The 19,771-nt window shown below is 53.6% G+C and carries 12 protein-coding genes and 1 pseudogene; 6 read left to right on the top strand and 7 right to left on the bottom strand.

Translation table 11 applies throughout. The features are described 5' to 3' along the window. Positions 1–39: 39 nt before the first annotated feature. Positions 40–8,619 carry a GH36-type glycosyl hydrolase domain-containing protein gene (locus MUU47_RS05600; protein WP_258987196.1) on the bottom strand — a complete coding sequence of 2,860 codons (8,580 nt, stop codon included), beginning with the start codon at positions 8,617–8,619 and terminating at the stop codon, positions 40–42. A gap of 490 nt (positions 8,620–9,109) precedes the next feature. Here MUU47_RS05600 and MUU47_RS05595 point away from each other — a divergent pair, with 490 nt between their 5' ends. After that, positions 9,110–10,726, top strand: coding sequence for a peptide ABC transporter substrate-binding protein (locus tag MUU47_RS05595; protein ID WP_258987195.1), 1,617 nt, complete (start codon positions 9,110–9,112; stop codon positions 10,724–10,726). A gap of 78 nt (positions 10,727–10,804) precedes the next feature. On the opposite strand, the gene MUU47_RS05590 is transcribed toward MUU47_RS05595, so the two are convergent. Next, complete coding sequence (locus MUU47_RS05590) at positions 10,805–11,314, bottom strand: phenolic acid decarboxylase (RefSeq protein WP_258987260.1); 510 nt, start codon at positions 11,312–11,314, stop codon at positions 10,805–10,807. A 94-nt stretch (positions 11,315–11,408) separates the two neighbouring features. On the opposite strand from MUU47_RS05590, the gene MUU47_RS05585 reads away from it, so the two are divergent. Next, on the top strand, positions 11,409–12,266 hold the full coding sequence (locus tag MUU47_RS05585) for a LysR family transcriptional regulator (RefSeq protein ID WP_258987194.1): 858 nt from the start codon (positions 11,409–11,411) through the stop codon (positions 12,264–12,266). A 78-nt stretch (positions 12,267–12,344) separates the two neighbouring features. Next, positions 12,345–12,557, top strand: coding sequence for a hypothetical protein (locus MUU47_RS05580; RefSeq protein WP_258967510.1), 213 nt, complete (start codon positions 12,345–12,347; stop codon positions 12,555–12,557). Positions 12,558–12,629: 72 nt separating this feature from the next. Here the strand turns inward: MUU47_RS05580 and MUU47_RS23480 are convergent, their stop codons facing one another. Together MUU47_RS23480 and MUU47_RS05570 are read right to left on the bottom strand one after the other, a co-directional pair. Next, complete coding sequence (locus tag MUU47_RS23480; protein WP_258987259.1) at positions 12,630–12,809, bottom strand: diguanylate cyclase domain-containing protein; 180 nt, start codon at positions 12,807–12,809, stop codon at positions 12,630–12,632. Between the two features lie 376 nt (positions 12,810–13,185). Then, positions 13,186–13,404, bottom strand: a pseudogene (locus MUU47_RS05570) (MHYT domain-containing protein); the annotation flags it as partial. A gap of 437 nt (positions 13,405–13,841) precedes the next feature. Between MUU47_RS05570 and MUU47_RS05565 the strand changes: the two are divergent. The 3 genes from MUU47_RS05565 to ynaL all read left to right on the top strand — a co-directional run bounded on the left by MUU47_RS05565 (position 13,842) and on the right by ynaL (position 16,662). Continuing rightward, a complete protein-coding gene (locus MUU47_RS05565) occupies positions 13,842–15,011 on the top strand; it encodes a methyl-accepting chemotaxis protein (protein WP_258987193.1) in 1,170 nt (389 codons plus the stop codon). A 223-nt stretch (positions 15,012–15,234) separates the two neighbouring features. Continuing rightward, positions 15,235–16,218 carry a zinc transporter ZntB gene (zntB, locus tag MUU47_RS05560; protein ID WP_258987191.1) on the top strand — a complete coding sequence of 328 codons (984 nt, stop codon included), beginning with the start codon at positions 15,235–15,237 and terminating at the stop codon, positions 16,216–16,218. Between the two features lie 306 nt (positions 16,219–16,524). After that, a complete protein-coding gene (ynaL, locus tag MUU47_RS05555; protein ID WP_159774631.1) occupies positions 16,525–16,662 on the top strand; it encodes a proline-rich small protein YnaL in 138 nt (45 codons plus the stop codon). Positions 16,663–16,716: 54 nt separating this feature from the next. On the opposite strand, the gene ttcA is transcribed toward ynaL, so the two are convergent. The 3 genes from ttcA to ompC all read right to left on the bottom strand — a co-directional run bounded on the left by ttcA (position 16,717) and on the right by ompC (position 19,525). Then, positions 16,717–17,652 carry a tRNA 2-thiocytidine(32) synthetase TtcA gene (ttcA, locus tag MUU47_RS05550; RefSeq protein WP_258987189.1) on the bottom strand — a complete coding sequence of 312 codons (936 nt, stop codon included), beginning with the start codon at positions 17,650–17,652 and terminating at the stop codon, positions 16,717–16,719. Positions 17,653–17,822: 170 nt separating this feature from the next. Next, complete coding sequence (locus MUU47_RS05545; protein WP_258987187.1) at positions 17,823–17,987, bottom strand: hypothetical protein; 165 nt, start codon at positions 17,985–17,987, stop codon at positions 17,823–17,825. A gap of 377 nt (positions 17,988–18,364) precedes the next feature. Beyond that, positions 18,365–19,525 (bottom strand): porin OmpC, encoded by a 1,161-nt coding sequence (gene ompC / locus MUU47_RS05540; protein ID WP_258987184.1) that lies wholly within the window; start codon positions 19,523–19,525, stop codon positions 18,365–18,367. Positions 19,526–19,771: the final 246 nt, after the last annotated feature.

Raw genomic sequence — 19,771 nt, 5'->3', positions numbered from 1 at the left:
CGCCTCCTTCACGTGGCCTGTGTCCCGGGTGAATCAGCGTTATGTCTGAAATATCTCCACCATATGGTTTTGCCCGTCATCGACGAGTGGGATCCTGTCGTCCGGTAGTGTGAGGCCATCCAGGACCACCCGATACGGCCCGCCATCACGTGAAACGGTTATCTGATACTGACTTTGGCCCTGCTGGTAGCGCATGCTGACCGTCGGCCAGTCTTGTGGGAGTTGGACATGTACCGTGAAGGCCGAAGCGTAACGTTTGATCCCCAGAAGTTCCTCGGTCAGCAAGCGGTAAGCCCAACCCGCGGAGCCTGTATACCAACTCCAGCCCGCGCGCCCACGATGTGGCTCAACGCTGTAGACATCGGCGCTCATCACGTAAGGTTCGGCTTTATATTTCTCGATGGCGCTGGTGGTTCGCGTGTGATTCACCGGGTTGATCAGAGACCACAGTTGCCAGGCACGTTCGGTATTGCCCATGCGTGCAAAAGCCATCACAGCCCAGATGGCGCCGTGGGTGTATTGCCCACCGTTTTCGCGCACGCCCGGCAGATACCCCTGAATGTAGCCGGGGTTCGGGCCATGCCCATCGAACGGCGGGGTAAGCAGTTTAATCAGCCCCGCATCGTCATCCACCAGATGTTTATCCAGCGCACTCATGGCCTGACTGCTACGATCCTGACGCGTGGCGCCGGACAATACGGCCCAGCTTTGAGCAATCGCGTCAATCCGGCAGTCCTGCGACGCTTTGGAACCCAGCGGCGTGCCATCGTCAAAATATCCGCGCCGGTACCATTCGCCATCCCAGCCAGAGGTTTCCAGGCTCGTCTGCAAACGTGTGGCTGCGGTCCGGCAAAGTTCGCTGATGCCGGTGTCCTGCCGCTTGTCGGCCAGCAGGGCAAAGCGCTCTAATACGTCGTACAGGAAGAATCCGAGCCACACGCTTTCACCTTTGCCGTCGATCCCCACCCGATTCATGCCGTCGTTCCAGTCCCCCGCGCCCATCAGCGGCAGGCCATGCTGACCGAAACGCAGGCCGTGCTGAAGGGCTTTGACGCAGTGTTGCCACAGGGTATCTTCGATAACGCTGATAACGGGCTGTTCGTACACAGACTCTTCGCCTGCCTGAAGCGAACGCCCCTCGAGCCAGGCAATACGCTGCTCGAGTATGTCGCTGTCGCCGGAGGTTTCCACATAATGACAGACCGCCAGCGGCAGCCAGAGATAGTCGTCCGAACAGCGGGTGCGCACACCATTGCCATGCGGTGGGTGCCACCAGTGCTGGACATCGCCCTCGATAAACTGCCGTGAAGCGCACAGCACTATCTGTTCGCGAAGCCGTTCTGGCGCAGCGTGACTGAGGGCGAGCGTATCCTGTAGCTGATCGCGGAAGCCAAATGCGCCGCCGGATTGGTAGTAGCCGCTGCGTGCCAACAGGCGACAGGCAATGGTCTGATACAGCAGCCAGCCGTTGACCAGCAAATTCACGCTGGTATCCGGCGTGTTGACGACCAGTTTATCCAGCAGGTTGTGCCACATCCGGTGGACCTGGTTCAGTTCATTACGAGCTGCATCTTCATTCAGATAGCGGCTAAGCAGCGCCTGAACCTGGGCCTGATCTTCACCCACGCCGAGCACAAAAATAAACGTCGTCTGGTCACCGTCGATGAGCGTAGTCGCAGACTGTACCGCGCCACAGGGATCGAGTCCGGCCCCGGTTTTATTCGACAGCCAGCGCAAATTCATCGCGGCCGGTTTTTCCAGAGAACCGTTCCGTCCGATAAATTCACGCCGATCGCCCGTCAGCGAGCAGTGCGCGCCGCTGACGGCAAAAAAGGCTGTGCGACAGCCGCCATCCGCCCCGTAAAAGTTATTCGCCATGACCGCGCAACCGCTACTCACGCTGGCTTCGTGGGTGACGATATGGAGGGTAGAGCGCGCGCGTGACTCAGCGAGGGTCCATTCTACAAAACCGGTGACCGAGAGTTTACGCGGGCGACCAGAGTTGTTGCTGAGCGTCAGAATAGCCAGTTTGACCGGGGCTTCTTCGGCCACCAGAATGGTCAGCTCGCTGTCGATGCCGCTCTCGCGATGGGCGAATACGCTGTAGCCAAATCCATGGCGGGAGAGATAATCTCCCTCGCCGCGCACCGGCAATGTAGTCGGAGACCAGTACGCACCGCTCTCTTCATCACGCAGATAAAATGCCTCGCCGCTGCGATCGCTGATCGGATCGTTTTCCCACGGCGTGAGTCGGTATTCATGCGCGTTCTCATACCAGCTATAGGCCTGGCCCGCCTCAGACAGCACGCTACCGAAACGGGCGTTCGCCAGCACGTTTGACCACGGCGCGGGCGTCGGTTGGTTCTCCCGAAGCACAATCTGGTATTCGCGGCCATCCTGCGAAAATCCGCCGTGCCCGTTGAAATGCAGAAGCTGACCGGTGTCGGGCGACCACGGAATATGCAGGTTCTCGCCCGGACTAACGTGCGGCACGAACGGTCTCGGTAGCGCTTTTAAGGTGTGAATACGTTGATCGAGCTGTTCATTCAGGCCGCCCGAGCGGTCATCGAGATACAGATGCGCCACGCTAATCAACAGCAGTTTGTCTTCAGCCGAAAGGTGCTCGCCGTTGCGCACAAAGATGCCGCCGGATTTATCCAACTGGCTGGCTTCTGACCCGGCGTAAATCAAATCCAATATCTTGTTTTGCAGCCCCTGCTGATAACCGCCGGGGCTGTTATTGAGGATGACCAAATCCACCGCCAGTCCTTTCTGCCGCCAGTACCGGTGCGCCTGAATCAGGGTGGTGACGGAGAGAATACTTTCCTCGTTGGTGATGGTAAGCAGCACGATCGGCAGATCGCCTGAAATCGACCAGCCCCAAAGGCCGGACTGCCCGCGACGGTTGCGGCTGATATCGTGACTGTCGGCGCGCAGTTCCTGACAGGGGTACAGAATGGCGCTGGCAAGACGGTTAAACAACGCGGCGTCATCTTCGTTGGCGTTGATTTGGCGTAATACCACCAGGCTATGCGACCAGGCGAGTTCGAAGACGCGATCGGCGATCGGGTGATCGCGATATTTTTCCAGCAGTGCCAGGCTTTGCTGGCGGTTGTCACTTACACCATACACGATATCGACGGTGACGGGCTGGCCCGGTTGCAGGGTGATGGTCTGGCGAATCGCCAGTATCGGATCCAGCACCGATCCGGCGGTGTTGCTTAGCGGCCCGCTTTGATGGGCTGCCAGCGCATTCGCCGGGCCATTGCCGCGCCCGAGGAAATTCGCCCGATCGGTTTCAAACGACACTTCGCTCTGGTTGTCACCATGTACCACCATCATGTGGAACAGCCATGGGCTTTTTTCATCCGGCGAACGGGGGCGACGGTGGCACAAAATGGCATTCTGCGCGGCAATCAACTCCGTCTGGATAAATAAATTACTGAACGCCGGGTGCGCCTGGTCGCTGGTGGCAGGGGCCAGCACCACCTCGGCATAGGTCGTCAGTTCGAGGGTGCGCGGCTGACGACCACGGTGCAGCAGCGTGATGCGGCGCAGTTCAATATCATCTTCCGGCGATACCACAATCTGCGTTTTGATGCTCAGGTTACCGATAGTACGCCTGAATTCTGCGCCCGATTCGGTAAAGATAACGTCGTCGTTACTGTCGATATCGCCGACTGGCTGCCAGCTGTTGCTCCACAGCTCGCCGGTTTGCGCATCGCGGATATAGCAGAATGCCCCCCAGTTATCGCGGGTGGTATCGCTACGCCAGCGGGTAAGGGCCAGATCGTTCCAGCGGCTATAGCTGCCGCCGGTATGGGTCATCATCAGGTGATAATGGCTGTTAGACAGCAGCTGAACTTCGGGCACCAGGCTGTCTGCGCCGGTAAATATACGTGGCTCGTAGCGCACGGGTTTAACCCTGCCTTCATGCGACTCAAAATGCCGGCGAGGGCTGTAGAGATCGACCGCATCCGGCACACGCTCTTGCAGTAGCAGACTCGCCGACTGAAACGCGGTACTGGCCATAAACCGGTCGACCATTGGCGCGTCGAGCAACACATGCGCCAGCGCCTGAAACGCCATGCCCTGATGGTGCGCCATCCATGATTGCACCACGGCATACAGCTGCCCGGTGGCGAGACGCGACGGCGTGTAGTCCAGCGCTTCATAAAAACCGTATTCACCGCGCGCGCCGATTTTCTCCAGACGGGCCAGGTTTTCACAGGCTTTTTGCGGTGAAATCATCAACGCTAACAGCGTGGCGTACGGTGCGACCACCATGTCATCGGCCAGCCCGCGCCGTAGCCCGAGGCCGGGGACGCCAAAGGCCTGATACTGGTAATTCTGCTGAACGTCAAATGCATGGTAGCCCGACTCAGACACGCCCCACGGCACGCCGCGCTCTTTGCCCCAGTCGATCTGGCGCATCACCGATGACTGACTCATCTCGTCCAGCAGGCTGCCGGGCCAGGTCGGCATCACCAGGTTTGGCATCAGATATTCGAACATCGACCCGCTCCACGACATCAGTGCGGTTTCGTTATCAATGGTGGTAAATAATCGGCCCAGTGCATACCAGCTTTTCAGCGGCAGCTGATTGGTGGCGATGGCGAGGAAACTGGTCAGCCGAATTTCGGACGGCAGCAGGTCATAGTGGCTTTTATCCGCCATATTGCTGTCGCAGTTGTAGCCGATGCTGAGGAGATTAGTCACTTCGCTGTACAGGAAAGTGAAATCCATTTGCGCATGTTCATTCAGCCGCTGTTCGAGCTCGGTAATGATGTCCAGCCGCATACGAGCCAGTGAGATGGCGGAGGCCGGAGGTGAGCCTTCGCCGGTATGCTTTGCCTGCGCCAGCCAGCTCAATGACGGCAGCGTCTGCGCGTCATACTTAGAGGTTAACCAGCCCAGCAGATGCGTCCATTCGTGGCACAGCAGAACCAACTGATGCTGAAGATGTTCAATCCAGCGCACCACCACTGAATCTTCATGATTGCACAGGGCGTGCAAATGGTTGCTTTGGCTGCGCATCCATTTGAGTTCGCTAAACAGCTCTGACGGTGGCAGCAGAGCGGCACTATGACAATGCTGACGCAGCAATCGCAGCGCAGTCGGGGTGCTCTGGCCCCAGTATTTCTCGAGAATAACCAGCGTGTCGTCTATCCCGGCCAGTACCTGTGCGCTGTTTAATATCGGCTGATTACGCATGGCCGACAGCCCTTCGCGCAGGGTCAGTAAATGCCCGGCCATATTGCCGCTGTCGACGCTGGAGACATAGCGCGGGCTTAGCGGGGCAAGGGTGCGAGTGTCATACCAGTTATACAAATGTCCGCGGAAATGCTCCATTTTATCGAGCGAATCGAGGGTCAGCGTGATGCGTTGCAACACGTCGCCAATCGGCAGATAGCCAAAATCCCAGGCGGTCAGGTTAGCCATCAGCGACAAGCCAATGTTGGTCGGTGAGGTTCGGTGCGCAATCGTGGGCTGCGATATTTCCTGATAGTTATCCGGCGGTAGCCAGTTTTCTTTTGCGTTGGCAAAGGTTTCAAAAAAGGCCCAGATTTCACGGCTGGTCTGGCGCAACAGCAGTTTTTGTTCTTTGTTAGGCGAAAACGTTTTACGTGCAGGCTGGCGGCTCAGCCAACTCAACAGCAGCGGTGCCAGGCACCAGACGATGCCAACGGGCAGTGCAATGGTTGAGAACCACGGCGCAACGTGCGCAGTGAGCACCGCTAATGCCACTCCGGCGACCACGTTGAGCCACATCGCCCGATAAAAGCGCATGGGGGAGGTTTTGAGTAGCACATTATCCGGGTTGAAACTGACCCACTGGCTGAGATTGCGCTTACTAAAGCCCAGCCGCCACAGTGTTACGGCTATGGCGTACAGCGAATACCCGGCCTCGTGTGGCAGGGTGATGAAATTCAGCCCGACGCGGGAAAGGCGCTTCAGTGCCCCAGCCATCACCAGCAGCAGGTGCTGCGTTAACAGACGACGGGCAGGTTTACGCAGAAGGTCGTGAGTGACCGCCAGCGCCGTGGGCAACAGCCACACCATCGCCAGCACGCCCAGCCAGTACAGCGGATTTGGCACCCATAACAGGGTACTAAACAGTAGCGCCAATAAAGAGGGCGCTACCAGGCTGCGGCGCAGATTATCCAGAAGTTTCCAGTAAGAGAGGGCGGATAACGGGTTTTTATCATGGCTACCGTCCGCTTTTCGCACCCGCGGTTTAAGCCAGTTGAGCAATTGCCAATCGCCACGGATCCAACGCGTACGCCGTGCCACATCCGATAAATAGTTATTTGGGTACTGTTCATACAATAAAACTTCGCTCAACAGCCCGGAGCGGGCATAGCATCCTTCCAGTAAATCATGGCTGAGGACCAGGTTTTCGGGGCAGGTGTTGGCGGTGGCCTGTACAAAGACATCGACGTCATAAATGCCTTTGCCGACGAACGACCCTTCGCCAAACAAATCCTGATAGATATCGGAAGACATCATCGAATAAGGATTGTTACCCGGAATGCTGCTGCACAGGGCGGCATAGCGGCCCTGCCCGTTGCGAGGCATCTCCTCTGCCAGGCCCGGTTGCAAAATGCCGTAGCCTTTCACCACGCGCTGACGTGCGGGGTCGTATTCGGGCCGGTTGAGCGGATGCGCCATGGTCGCGACCAGTTTGTGCGCCGTTTCGCGCGGCAGAACCGTATCACTGTCGAGGGTAATGACGTATTTGATGCGTTCGGGGAGTTGTTCAGCAGGCAGGTCCATTGCGCTGGAGAACTGCGTTGTGGGATGGCGTAACCAGCTGTTCAGTAGCGCCAGTTTGCCACGTTTACGCTCATATCCCATCCAGACGCCCTGTGGTGGGTTCCACTCCGGGGCGCGGTGCAGCAGATAAAACCGCGGACGGCTCGCCGGATAACGCCGGTTCAGCGTCTGCGTTTGCGAAATGGCCTGGTCGAGAAGGGCGCTGTTATCCAGAGCGTTTTGGCTGACGGAATCAGTGAGGTCGGTCAGCAGCGCAAAACGCAGATGCTCGTGCTGATTGCCCAGCCAGCAGATTTCCAGGCTGGTGAGCAGTTTGGTTATCTCTTCTGTGCTGCTCAGCAGACACGGAATCACCACCAGGGTCGCCGATTCCGGTGGGATCCCGCCGGAAAAGTCCATGCGTGGCAGCGGGCGCGGGTGACGAAAACGGGTGGTCGTTTCACTGAGCAAATCGCTCACCAGCTGGCTGACCGCCACGACCAGAGGCACCGTCAGGAGCATAAGCAGCCCGTTGATGCCTGACAGCGCCATTTCGTGCATGACTGCAGCCGTTGCCGCCGTCGTCAGAAGACTCAGGCTGCCAAGCCAGGAAAGCAGGGGGATTTGGTTGAAGCTATGGCGCAGGCGAATAAAGCGCGAGGTATCGGCCGCTAACACCACTTCGAGCTGCTGACGTCCGTCGCCCATCAGCCAATAGCCAATGTGATGGCCTGGGGTATCTGGCGCGTTTTGCGTTGCGAGGGTCAACACGTGCTGGGCGACATCGGGTTCGCTGGAGCGGCTGCCTCGGGCAAGAATTTCAATCACATGGCGATAGTGGTCACGGGTATCAAAATGCATCAGCGGGTAGACTCCCGCCGGATCGAGGCGCAGCGTTTGCTCCACCACGCTCATTGCTTCTGCGAAATCCGCCCAGTTGGTTTCACTTAATAACCGCAATCCGGCAATGCTGTTGCTCACCGAAATTTGACTGGTCGCCAGCTGTTGATTGAAACGATGAATGAGCGCATCGGTAGTGACGCCTTGTTCTGCAAGACGTTGCTCAATCCAGGTGAGCGGCAGCGCCAGCATGTTGCCGCGCCCCTGAAGACGACGCACCATTTCAGCGACAAACGCGCTGCTGAGCGGGGGACGCGAGCGCGCCATATCGGCAATCACCATAATCACATCGGCAGGGGTGTTTTCTGCGCATTCAAAAATGCGCGTCACCCAGCTATCGGCCATGTCGCGTTCCTGCTGCGCTTTCACGACATCAATGCTGACACGGCGGAGGTTTTCAATTAAGGCCAGGCGCATCATGCCTGGCAGCGCCCAGACTTCCCCTAAGGTCAGCTGAGTGTGTTGCTGGTAGGCGCGGATGTAGATGATCAGGCTGGCGGTGTCCCAGCGCCCGTCTCCGTGGGCGATCGCTTCGGCTGCAATATCATAAATACGTGGGCAGTTATGCGGTGAAGCCAGCGCAGGCAAGCCTTTGCCGAAGTTTTTCGGCAGGTGTTGCCGGACGAGGCGGATTTGCTCCTCTATCAGGTAATAATTATCCAGCAACCATTCCCCGGCGGGCATGATACTTGCCTTTTTACCGGCATTCAGCGTGTAGCAGTTTTGCGTGATGATGGCTTCGTTGTCGCTCAGGCGCTTGAGAAGATAATACGGCAATTTATCAGGCGATAATTTATGCGAGCGGGCAAGCTTTTTGCCAAAGCGTTCCATTTGGGCGGAAGAAAAGAGTTCAGCACGAAGACTATTTTCACCGGCAGGATCGTTGGCCGGGAATGGGACGAGATCGGGCGCTTTGGCCAAGGGCAGGGAGCGGCTCAGCCACCCTTTTGGATTCATTTTCATAGCGTTGCTCTGATGCGACATGAACGCGCAGGAGCAGTTGCGAAATCAGTTCAGAAACGTTCTCTCAAGATGGGCGTGAGGCATCGGGGATTTAACAGCTGCCGGAATAACTCTTAAGTATAGAACACCGACGTTGAGTCGGAATGCACTTCAGGGATCGCCGCGGGAAGACAAACAGGGCTAACTATCCCGGGCAGAGCATCGTGTGCGTGAGACGAATTTTGAGGCAGACGGCTTTAATTTGAAGCCACAATCAGGGGAAGTGACGGTGGTCTCGAATGAGGGAGTTTTATCCTATCACGAAGTCATCGAATAACATGCGAACAATCGTCATGATGATTTCGTGCCTGTTCAGGGCGGAATGGGGTGCATTGCTGACACTTTTCGCTATCTCCTTCAATTTATTGCCACAAGTCGTTTGCAATTCCTCCTGTTGAAACAAATAATTACCCGACTAAGTTGGCTTGGTTTATTGGAACAAGGGGATCCCATGAAGTTTCCTGTATCGTCTATCTGTTTTGCGTTGGCGCTGAGTGGCGTTTCTTCTCTTTCCTTTGCGGCCGATGTTCCGCAGGGAACCGTACTGGCGCAGCAGCAGGTGCTGGTTCGTCACATTAAAGATGAGCCTGCGTCGCTGGATCCGGCGAAGGCGGTGGGGTTACCGGAAATTCAGGTGATCCGCGACCTGTTTGAAGGCCTGGTGAACCAGGACGGGAAAGGCAATATTATCCCGGGCGTGGCGACCAAATGGCAGACCAACGATAACCGCACCTGGACCTTCACTTTGCGCGATGACGCAAAATGGTCCGACGGCACGCCGGTAACCGCACAGGACTTCGTTTACAGCTGGCAGCGCCTGGTTGACCCTAAAACGACGTCGCCATTTGCCTGGTTTGCCGCTCTGGCGGGCATTACCCATGCGCAGGATATTATCGATGGCAAAGCGACGCCGGATAAGCTCGGCGTGACCGCAGTCGATGCTAAAACCCTGCGCGTTCAGCTGGATAAACCGCTGCCGTGGTTCGTGAACCTGACCGCCAACTTCTCCCTTTATCCGGTGCAAAAAGCCAACGTCGAAAGCGATCCGAACTGGACCCGCCCTGGCAAGCTTATCGGTAACGGCGCCTACGTGCTGAAAGAGCGGGTGGTGAATGAAAAGCTGGTGGTTGTGCCAAACGCAAACTACTGGGATAACGCCAAAACCGTCATCAAGCAGGTGACGTTTGTGCCGATTAACCAGGAATCGAACGCCACGAAACGCTATCTGGCAGGCGATATTGATATCACCGAATCGTTCCCAAAAAATCAGTACAAACAGTTGCTGAAAGACATTCCGGGCCAGGTCTATACGCCGCCGCAGTTAGGGACGTACTACTACGCGTTTAACACCCAAAAGGGGCCAACCGCGGATTCTCGCGTGCGTCTGGCGTTGAGTATGACTATAGACCGTCGCATCATGGCGGAAAAAGTGCTCGGCACCGGCGAGAAACCCGCCTGGCACTTTACCCCGGACGTGACTTCGGGCTTTACGCCGCAGCCAACGGCCGCGGAAAAAATGAGTCAGGAAGAGCTGAATGCGCAGGCGAAAACGCTGCTAACTGCCGCAGGCTATGGGCCGGGGCGTCCGCTGAAACTGACGCTGCTGTACAACACCTCTGAAAACCACCAGAAAATCGCCATTGCGGTGGCGTCGATGTGGAAGAAAAATCTGGGCGTTGATGTGAAGCTGCAAAACCAGGAGTGGAAAACCTACATCGACAGCCGCAACACCGGAAACTTTGACGTGATCCGCGCGTCCTGGGTAGGGGATTATAATGAGCCGTCAACCTTCCTGTCGCTGCTGACCTCCACGCACAGCGGGAACATTTCTCGCTTTAACGATCCTGCGTACGACAAAGTTATCAACAAGGCGACGCTGGAAACTACCGAAAAAGCGCGTAATGACGACTATAACGAAGCCGAGAAAATCATTGCGGCTCAGGCTCCGATTGCGCCGATTTATCAGTACACCAATGGACGTCTGATTAAACCGTGGCTGAAGGGCTATCCAATCGATAACCCGGAAGACGTGGCGTACAGCCGCACGATGTACATCATCAAGCATTGATTTCCCTTCGTAAAAAACAGCAGGCGCGATTTCACTCGCGCCTGCTGCCTTTCTGATATTACTTAACATCGTGACGTATTACGCCAGATTTTGCGGAAAATCAGCCGGTAATTCGCTGGCGGCACAGGCAATGACGCTGTCGTTATCCGCTCCGCAGTCTCGCACAAAGGTGATGGTGGCGAATTCATCAATCACTTCGGTCGGGTAGGCGGGACCGGCATCACGATAAGATTCCATCAGCGGAATGTGATCGTTCTGGAAACAGACTGTTTTTTCCGGATTATTGATCACCCAACGTGGGAAGAAGATGGTGCCGTGGAACAGTTTTTCGCCGAGATTCACTATCAGGCTGACGTCAGTTCCGGTTGGCTCCGTCCAGGAAATTTTGTAGGTGCTTTCGCCAACGCGAACAATCCAGGCTTGCTGATCTTTCACCCAGCGATTTCCCACCAGGCCACTGTGAATACGGTAATCCAGCGTCTGGCCATTCTTCACATAAATCTCGTAATTCCAGCCATTATCATAGGTATACACCAGATGTTTGCCGATAAAACCGCTTAAATCATGTCTGTCGAATGTGCTCATAATGTGCTCCTTCTTAAGTTGAGATTATCTTAATCCTTTAAAATATGGGTGAATAACGCTAATTTAAGATGATAATCATTCGATATTTAGATGAATAATGCAAAAAACAACTCTCGAACAATGGGCGATTCTGGAAAAAGTGGTGGCTCTGGGGAGTTTCGCCCGTGCAGCTGATGCCCTGCATCGTAGCCAGTCATCGGTCAGTTATAACCTGTCACTATTACAGGAGCGTCTCGGCGTTACATTGCTGATTCCGCAAGGGCGGCGGGCGGTATTGACCCCGGCGGGAGAGCAGCTTCTAAACCGGGTCCGACCCTTGCTTAATGCGTTTTCACACGTTGAGATGCGGGCGGCTAATTTGCAGGATGGGATGCGTACCCGGCTGAAGCTGGTAGTAGATAGCATTTTTCCTCGCGGGCGGCTGTTCGCCATCTTGCGCAAATTTCAGCAGGCCTATCCGCGCATACAGGTGCAACTTACTGAGGTGCTGGAGAGTACTCAGCGGGATGCGGAGGTTTTTACCGAAGCAGATATCTTGATTGTCACCCGTCGCCAGGACGTTAACGGGCGCGGGGAATGGCTGATGAATATTGATTTTGTCGCGGTTGCCCATCCTGAGCATCCACTCTTTGCGACGCCTGCACCGCTGACAGCGGAAATATTGAGCCTCTATCCGCTGATTCGCATGGCCGACAGTCGCGAGAGTTCTGTCACCGCCGATGATGCGTGGACATTTTCCACTGTCGATGCGGCCATTGAGGCCGTGATGTCAGAAGTGGGCTACGGATGGCTGCCGCAAGCGCATATCCGTTCGCAGCTTGAAACGGGCAGCCTCAAGGTGTTGCCGCTGAGTCATGGTGTTCGTCGGGCGACACCTTTGCACCTCATCATCAGGGAAGAGCTGTTGTCGCCGGATGAGGCGGTAAGCTTCTTTTTGACCCTGATTGAGGAATAATCTAAAACCCTTCACGGGATGTGGATAAAGGCGCGCCCGCAGACTACGCTTTAAGCATATCCTGTATCAGGAGGGGATATGTTGACGCATTCTGAAGCAAAACGATGGGCCGCGATCATGCTGAAATCCGCACTGTGCGATGGTATGAAGGCAGAAGAAATTTTCAGGCAAGTGCATCTGGTGTGCGACAAGCATGGGAAAGAGTGTCTTGAGGAATTAATAGAAGAGATCCTGGTGGAAGCCGGGCGAATCGGGCCTCAGCACAGCGCCGGAGAGTACAAGCACCATTGACGCCAATGTGCATCAAAACCGTCTGCGTGAAGTGAACCCCGAAAATTGGGCACTTTACGGTAGGCGGTTTTTTTATGCCGCCAGAACTCTGTTGCGCCCGTCATGTTTGGCCTGATAAAGCGCTTTATCGACGCGTTTGAAAAGTTCATCGATTGTCTCTTGTGCCTGATAACGTGCCACGTCGATGCTGACGGTAAAGCCGGGCAGGCCATCACCGCTCAGTTTTGTGGCGCTGCCACGAATATCTGCCATTACCGGTAGCACCTGACGTCCCAGGGTGTTGATTTCCCTGGTGTGCTTCAGACACATCTCTTCCCGGCGACAACCGTAAAAATGCAACGCCGCGAGATTTGCATCGATTATCAGCCCATCGCGAGCGGTGTCGATAAGCAGCATTGGCGCGGTAGTGGTCATGAAAAAGTGCTGGTAGAAATTGTGACGGCCAGACCTATAGCTGGCGGAACGGGCATAGTTTTCCGTTGCCGCGTGAGGAATGTTCGCCCCTTCAAACAGGATGACTGGCGCCAGGCCTGGAAAAGTGGCTAACGTCAGCCGACAGCGCAGCGCTAATTCACCGACAGGGGTTGCCAGAGTCCAGATTTCGACGATTTCATGCTGATGTGTTGTCATGCATCATCATCGGCATTTTCATCGCCAGCATGCCAATAAAATGCATCGACCAGATCCCAATGCCCAGCGTTGAACCGCCGGCAAGGCGCCAGAAAAGGGCCGCTTTTTTATTGGAAGCGGCAATCTTTGCCACACTGTCCAGCGCCACAAATGACGCAATAAAGGCGACTAAAAAGGAAATACCGACCAGAACCGGGTCCCACGAAACGTACAGCATCATGCAATCCACTTCTTTTTAAGATTGTTAAAGTAATGTAACGGCAAATCCTCAGGCGATGCCAATGAAATAAAGGAGAAGAAATGCCGTATTTCTTTTGATTGAATCTGCGGTTTTTATTTTTTACTGAAAGGTAAAAAATATTGTGCAGACAGTACACTAAGACTTAAGTATCACTTAAATTTTATATAGTGCCAGTAAAATGAAGTGCGATTTGTGAGGCTGGTTGGGCGATAAACTATCGCGTTATTGACGTTAAACATTGATTGTCAGGATAAAATATTGGTAGCGTGCTGGCGTGTCAGATAAATAATTCGCTAAAGTCAAATTCTCAATTTTAAAGCGTGAATATTAATTTGCAATGGAAATTATATTGAAATGGTGAAAGCAACTGCTATAACCATATCACCCCTCCGAGTATCTCTGTGAGCCTGATTATGTTAAGAAATATTAGCGTCAGAACATTCATATTGATGTTTTTATTGGTGACTTTCTTCATTGTGGATATTTTATCCGTTCTGTTATCCGCGAGTACAGCGGTAATGGTCATGTTTAATCTTTCATGGCTGGTGGCGATATCATCATTATGGTTTTATATGACTAAATATCTGGTAACGCCAATTAATGCGGTAAAGCGCAGCATTGATGAAGTCACGGCAGGTAATTTATCGGTGTATATTCCTGAATTTGGCAATAACTGTGCCGGGCGATTAATTCCAGGTATTAATAGTCTGTCGACGAATATATCGACGCTGGTATCGGAGATCCGCGCATCGTCCCAAATCGCAATGACCTTATCTGAGCAACTGGCGAATCGCAGTGCAGAACTCTCGGTGACATCTGAGCAGCAGTCTGCAACCCTGATGCAGACCGCGTCCAGCATGGAAGAGATCGCCGCCAGCACCAAAAACAATGCGGAAAATACCCGTCTTGCCAGCGGGCGTGCGGGCGATGCTACGCTCTGCGCCCGTAAAGGCGGCGAATTGATGGGTGAAGTGGCGACCAATATGCAGTCTATTACCGACTGCGCCCGTCAAATGACGGAAATTATTAGCCTGATTGACGGCATTGCGTTCCAGACCAATATTCTGGCACTTAACGCAGCGGTAGAAGCGGCGCGGGCGGGCGACCACGGAAAAGGATTTTCGGTAGTGGCCGGTGAAGTGCGAAATCTGGCTCATCGCAGCGCCGAGGCGGCGAAAAATATTAAAACCCTGATCAGCGTCACCAGCGATAACGTGACCCAAGGGGCCAGTATTGTTGCCGAAGCCGAGAAAAATATGCAGGAGATTGTTTCTGGCTCCGGATTATTGAGTAATCTGATGGAGCAAATTTCCTGCTCGACGCTGCAACAGGAAAAAGGAATTGAACAAATAGCGCAGGCTTTATCTGAACTGGAAAAAGTGACGCAGAGTAACGCTGCGGTGGTAGAGGAATTAGCTGGCTCGTCAGATGTCTTAAAACATCAGGTCGTGGAATTGCAGACCCGGACACGGAATTTCCGCCTTGGCAACGATGCGCCAGCTCCAGTCGCTCCGGTGATAACGCCACAGCCAGTGTCTGCGGTTATAATCGGCAATGAAAGAAACTACCGGCACTCGTTTTAACTGCACATAATTCTTGCTTAACGGGTCTGCTTTGGCAGGCCCGTTTTATTTCGCGCTCCCGATATTTCATTCTTGTTAACGATTTGCACATTGCACTGCGCATCGACCTGCCAGATAATTCTGCTTTCATGAACGAATTCAGTGCGATGCCGGGGCGGCATTTTGCGTATTGCCCTCGCGGGGCTAGACTTCATTGCACATTCAGAAGATTAATGGAGGCGTTGTGGAAGCCATTAAGGGAGCCGATGTGAACGTACCTGATGCGGTTTTTGCCTGGATGCTGGACGGAAAAGGCGGAGTTATCCCGCTGGATGATGACAGGGCTATCGATAAAGAGAACCCATGCTGGCTGCATCTCAACTATACCCATCCTGAAAGTGCAGAATGGCTGGCGACGACACCACTGCTGCCAAACAGCGTGCGCGATGCGCTGGCAGGCGATAGCGTCCGCCCTCGAGTGACGCGCATGGGAGAAGGGACGCTGATTACGCTGCGCTGCATCAACGGCAGCACCGATGAGCGTCCGGATCAGCTTGTGGCGATGCGTCTGTATATGGACGAGCGCCTGATTGTGTCGACGCGCCAGCGTAAAGTGCTGGCGCTTGACGACGTGGTAAAAGATCTGGAAGAGGGTACTGGCCCCACCGATTGTGGCGGCTGGCTGGTAGATGTCTGCGATGCCCTGACCGATCATGCCAGTGAATTCATCGAGGAGCTGCACGATAAAATCATCGACCTCGAAGATAATCTGCTCGATCAGCAAATTCCCCCGCGCGGTTTTTTGGCTCTGCTTCGCAAACAGCTGATTGTGATGCGCCGCTATATGGCGCCACAGCGAGACGTCTTTGCGCGCTTAGCAAGTGAACGTTTCCCGTGGATGAATGACGATCAGCGCCGCAGAATGCAGGATATCTCTGACCGACTCGGCCGTGGGCTGGATGAAATTGACGCCTGTATCGCCCGAACAGGGGTGATGACCGATGAAATCGCGCAGGTGATGCAGGAATCCTTATCGCGCCGAACCTATACCATGTCGCTGATGGCGATGGTGTTTCTGCCGAGCACGTTCCTGACGGGGCTGTTTGGCGTTAACCTTGGCGGAATTCCAGGCGGCGGCTGGCATTTCGGCTTTTCGCTGTTCTGTATCGGGTTGGTGGTGCTGATTGGTGGTGTTGCGTGGTGGTTACACCGCAGTAAATGGTTGTAAAAAATAGGCTTTATGACAACTTATGCCCCTAAAAACGCCGCCAAATTTGAGCGAGGTCAATAAACGCTCTACCCATTCAGGGCAATATCTTTCTCGCAGGTGAATGCAACGTCAAGCGATGGGCGTTGCGCTCCATATTGTCTTACTTCCTTTTTTTGAATTACTGCATAGCACATATTGATTCGTACGACGCCGACTTAGATAAGTCGGCTTTTTTTTGGTTCACGCTTAACCGCGATGAACCTTTTTTGCCTCATACTCCAGAACAACTACCCTTAAAGAACACCCAAAGAACTGGAGGCAAAAATGACGTGGAGACTTAGCGACCCGATTCCCACCGATCCCGTGCCAGTGCCTGACCCCATTCCACGGCCTCAACCGCTGCCCGATCCGCCTGGCGATCCAGACCCGCATCCGATTATCGATCCGCCGCCGTTTGGCTAACAAACGGACATAAAAAAGCCCTCGCGAAGAGGGCTTAATCATCGAGTGTGGCGCTTACTTGATTTCGACAATATCGAGACGGTTAGCGAGAATATCCGTTTCTTCATCTTCCGGCTGCCAGCCAGCAGGCTGTAACGGGATTTCTTCTCTGTCGAACGCCAAATCGCCGCCGTTCACGACTTCTGCGCCGTGTTTCAGACCTTTAAAGTCAAACATTTCGGTATCGCACAGATGCGAAGGCACCACGTTTTGCATCGCGCTAAACATGGTTTCGATACGGCCTGGATAACGTTTGTCCCAGTCACGCAGCATATCGCCAATTACCTGACGTTGCAGGTTAGGTTGGGAGCCACAGAGGTTGCACGGAATGATCGGATACGCTTTCGCTTCGGCGAAACGTTCGATGTCTTTCTCGCGGCAATAGGCCAGCGGGCGAATGACAATGTGCTTTCCGTCGTCGCTCATCAGCTTCGGTGGCATCCCTTTCATTTTTCCGCCGTAGAACATGTTCAGGAACAGCGTCTGCAGGATATCATCGCGGTGATGGCCGAGGGCGATTTTAGTCGCGCCAAGCTCCGTGGCTGTGCGGTAAAGAATGCCGCGGCGCAGACGTGAGCACAGTGAGCAGGTGGTTTTGCCTTCCGGGATCTTCTCTTTCACGATGCCGTAGGTGTTCTCTTCGACAATCTTATACTCAACGCCGAGCGTCTCGAGATAAGCCGGAAGAATGTGTTCCGGGAAGCCAGGTTGCTTCTGATCGAGGTTAACCGCGATAAGGCTGAAGTTCACCGGCGCGCTCTGCTGCAGATTGCGTAAAATTTCCAGCATCGTGTAGCTGTCTTTGCCGCCGGACAGGCACACCATAATGCGATCGCCTTCTTCAATCATGTTGTAGTCGGCAATGGCTTCGCCCACGTTACGACGCAGGCGCTTTTGAAGTTTGTTCAGGTTGTACTGGTCTTTCTTGCTCGTTTCTTGATTTTGCGACATGTAATGATGGCTCTGGTCGTAGGTAAATGGCAGCCAGCGTCAGGAGCACTGACGAACACCGGGATCATTGATGGATTGTAGCAATAATCTGCGGCTGCCCTGGCGAAAGTCTGGCGTGTATGGTACGGATTACAGCGCCGAATACCAGCGTGATTTATGCCGCAATGCGTTTACTTGCCGGGTTTTTTGATTTCGCTGATGGGCATCATCAGTTCTTTCAGCAGCGCGTAGCGTTGCGCTGGGGTCAGATACAACGGACCAAGGTGATTGCTACCCGTCGGTTCTTGCAGCCAGGTGGCTCTGAGGTTGCGCAGCCAGGTGTGGACACTGTTCATGATTTCATCTCCTGTTTTGATGAATTCACTCTAGAACAGTAAAACCGGAAGAAAAACGAACGGTATTAAAAATTCAGTTCCGGATTTGTTGCAGTAGGCTGAAAGTGGGTAATAAACAACCTTACGACAATCATTTTTATCCATATTGTGCGGTAGAAAAAAGATTGAACTTATCCCTCACTGTTACATTTTAGATGGTCATTTCTTTCTCAATGGGATAATAAAGTGAACTCGCTAGGTAATTTGATGTCATTTGTAGGGAAGATTAAGGCCCAATTAAGTTCATTCTCAGCCTCAACGCGATTTCTGATTGTGTTTTTCAGGCATAAAAAAACCCGCCGATAACGGCGGGTTTATTACAACAAACTTCGACTACATTAGAACTGGTAAACCAGGCCCAATGCTACAACGTCATCGGTGTTGATGCCGTTATCTTTGTAGAACTGATCATCGTTATCCAGCAGGTTGATTTTGTAATCAACATAGGTGGACATGTTTTTGTTGAAGTAGTAGGTCGCGCCCACATCAACATATTTAACCAGATCTTTGTCATCGCCATAGGAGGAGTTCAGACCTTTACCTTTAGACTGCAGGTAAGAAACCGCCGGACGCAGACCGAAATCAAACTGGTACTGTGCGGTGATTTCAAAGTTCTGAGTTTTATTCGCGATACCGCCGTCTTCATCTGGATGATTAGCGTAAGACTTGCCATCACTACCATAGGAGGTCATGTTACGGGTTTCCGCGTACATGGTTGCCAGGTAGATGTTGTTCGCATCATATTTCAGACCGGCAGTCCATGCTTCAGCTTTCTCGCCGCCTGCATCCATGTTGTCGCCACGACCATAGTTAACCTGGTCGTTGGTACGATCGGAAGTGGTGTACGCAGCACCAGCGCTGAAGCCTGCGCCGATGTCGTAGGTGGTGGAGATACCGAAACCGTCACCATTCGCGTTACGATAGTCACGGCCATTGCTGTTGTTGGTGCCTTCGCCATCGCCAGGATTTTCGTTTTTACCCTGATACTGCAGCGCGAAGTTCAGGCCATCAACCAGACCGAAGAAATCGCTGTTACGGTAGGTTGCCACACCGTTAGCACGGTTGGTCATATAGTTGTCGGCTTTAGAGTAAGAGTCGCCACCGAACTCTGGCAGCATGTCGGTCCAGCCTTCAATGTCGTACAGTACGCCGTAGTTACGACCGTAGTCGAATGAACCGTAGTCGCCGAATTTCAGACCCGCAAAGCCCAGACGAGTCCATGCCTGATCGCTGGAGCCCTCGGTGTTGTTCGCCTGAACGTTGTATTCCCACTGGCCGTAACCGGTCAGCTGGTCGGTAATCTGAGTTTCGCCTTTGAAGCCAAGACGGATGTAGGACTGATCGCCGTCTGCACCACTGTTATCGGAGAAGTAGTGCAGGCCATCAACTTTGCCGTACAGATCAAGTTTGTTGCCATCTTTGTTATAAATTTCTGCTGCGTGAACTGCGCCTGCAGTTAATAACGCAGGGATTACGAGTGCCAGTACTTTTCTTTTCATTTTAATAATCCTTTAAGCTGTTTTTATACTCTGCCTTCCTTACGGGAAGTAATGCCATGCTAATGTAGAGATATCTAAAGAAGGTAAGCCTCAATTGTTACTATATGAGTAAAATCTAAATAAAATAATACAGCTGAAATCTTGATTGGTTTGATGAATGAATGGTGCGGAGTCATTGATGGTGGGAATTATACAGGGGGCGTAAATCGAGCTATTATGGCGTCGTTATATGCCTAATTTGCCACA

Source organism: Scandinavium hiltneri, assembly GCF_024764835.1.
In the GTDB taxonomy this organism is placed as follows: Bacteria; Pseudomonadota; Gammaproteobacteria; order Enterobacterales; family Enterobacteriaceae; genus Scandinavium; species Scandinavium hiltneri.
The sequence above is the reverse complement of the archived record's forward strand: the minus strand, read 5'-3'. Positions and strand labels throughout refer to the sequence as shown.

Bases quoted from the DNA above. Each gene is read 5' to 3' on its own strand.
- MUU47_RS05580 (WP_258967510.1), top strand. From the start codon at position 12,345: ATGTTGACGCATTCTGAAGCAAAACGATGGGCCGCGATCATGCTGAAA.
- MUU47_RS05595 (WP_258987195.1), top strand. From the start codon at position 9,110: ATGAAGTTTCCTGTATCGTCTATCTGTTTTGCGTTGGCGCTGAGTGGC.
- MUU47_RS05600 (WP_258987196.1), bottom strand. From the start codon at position 8,619: ATGAAAATGAATCCAAAAGGGTGGCTGAGCCGCTCCCTGCCCTTGGCC.
- ttcA (WP_258987189.1), bottom strand. From the start codon at position 17,652: ATGTCGCAAAATCAAGAAACGAGCAAGAAAGACCAGTACAACCTGAAC.
- ynaL (WP_159774631.1), top strand. From the start codon at position 16,525: ATGACGTGGAGACTTAGCGACCCGATTCCCACCGATCCCGTGCCAGTG.
- MUU47_RS05565 (WP_258987193.1), top strand. From the start codon at position 13,842: ATGTTAAGAAATATTAGCGTCAGAACATTCATATTGATGTTTTTATTG.
- MUU47_RS05545 (WP_258987187.1), bottom strand. From the start codon at position 17,987: ATGAACAGTGTCCACACCTGGCTGCGCAACCTCAGAGCCACCTGGCTG.
- MUU47_RS23480 (WP_258987259.1), bottom strand. From the start codon at position 12,809: ATGGCAGATATTCGTGGCAGCGCCACAAAACTGAGCGGTGATGGCCTG.
- MUU47_RS05585 (WP_258987194.1), top strand. From the start codon at position 11,409: ATGCAAAAAACAACTCTCGAACAATGGGCGATTCTGGAAAAAGTGGTG.
- ompC (WP_258987184.1), bottom strand. From the start codon at position 19,525: ATGAAAAGAAAAGTACTGGCACTCGTAATCCCTGCGTTATTAACTGCA.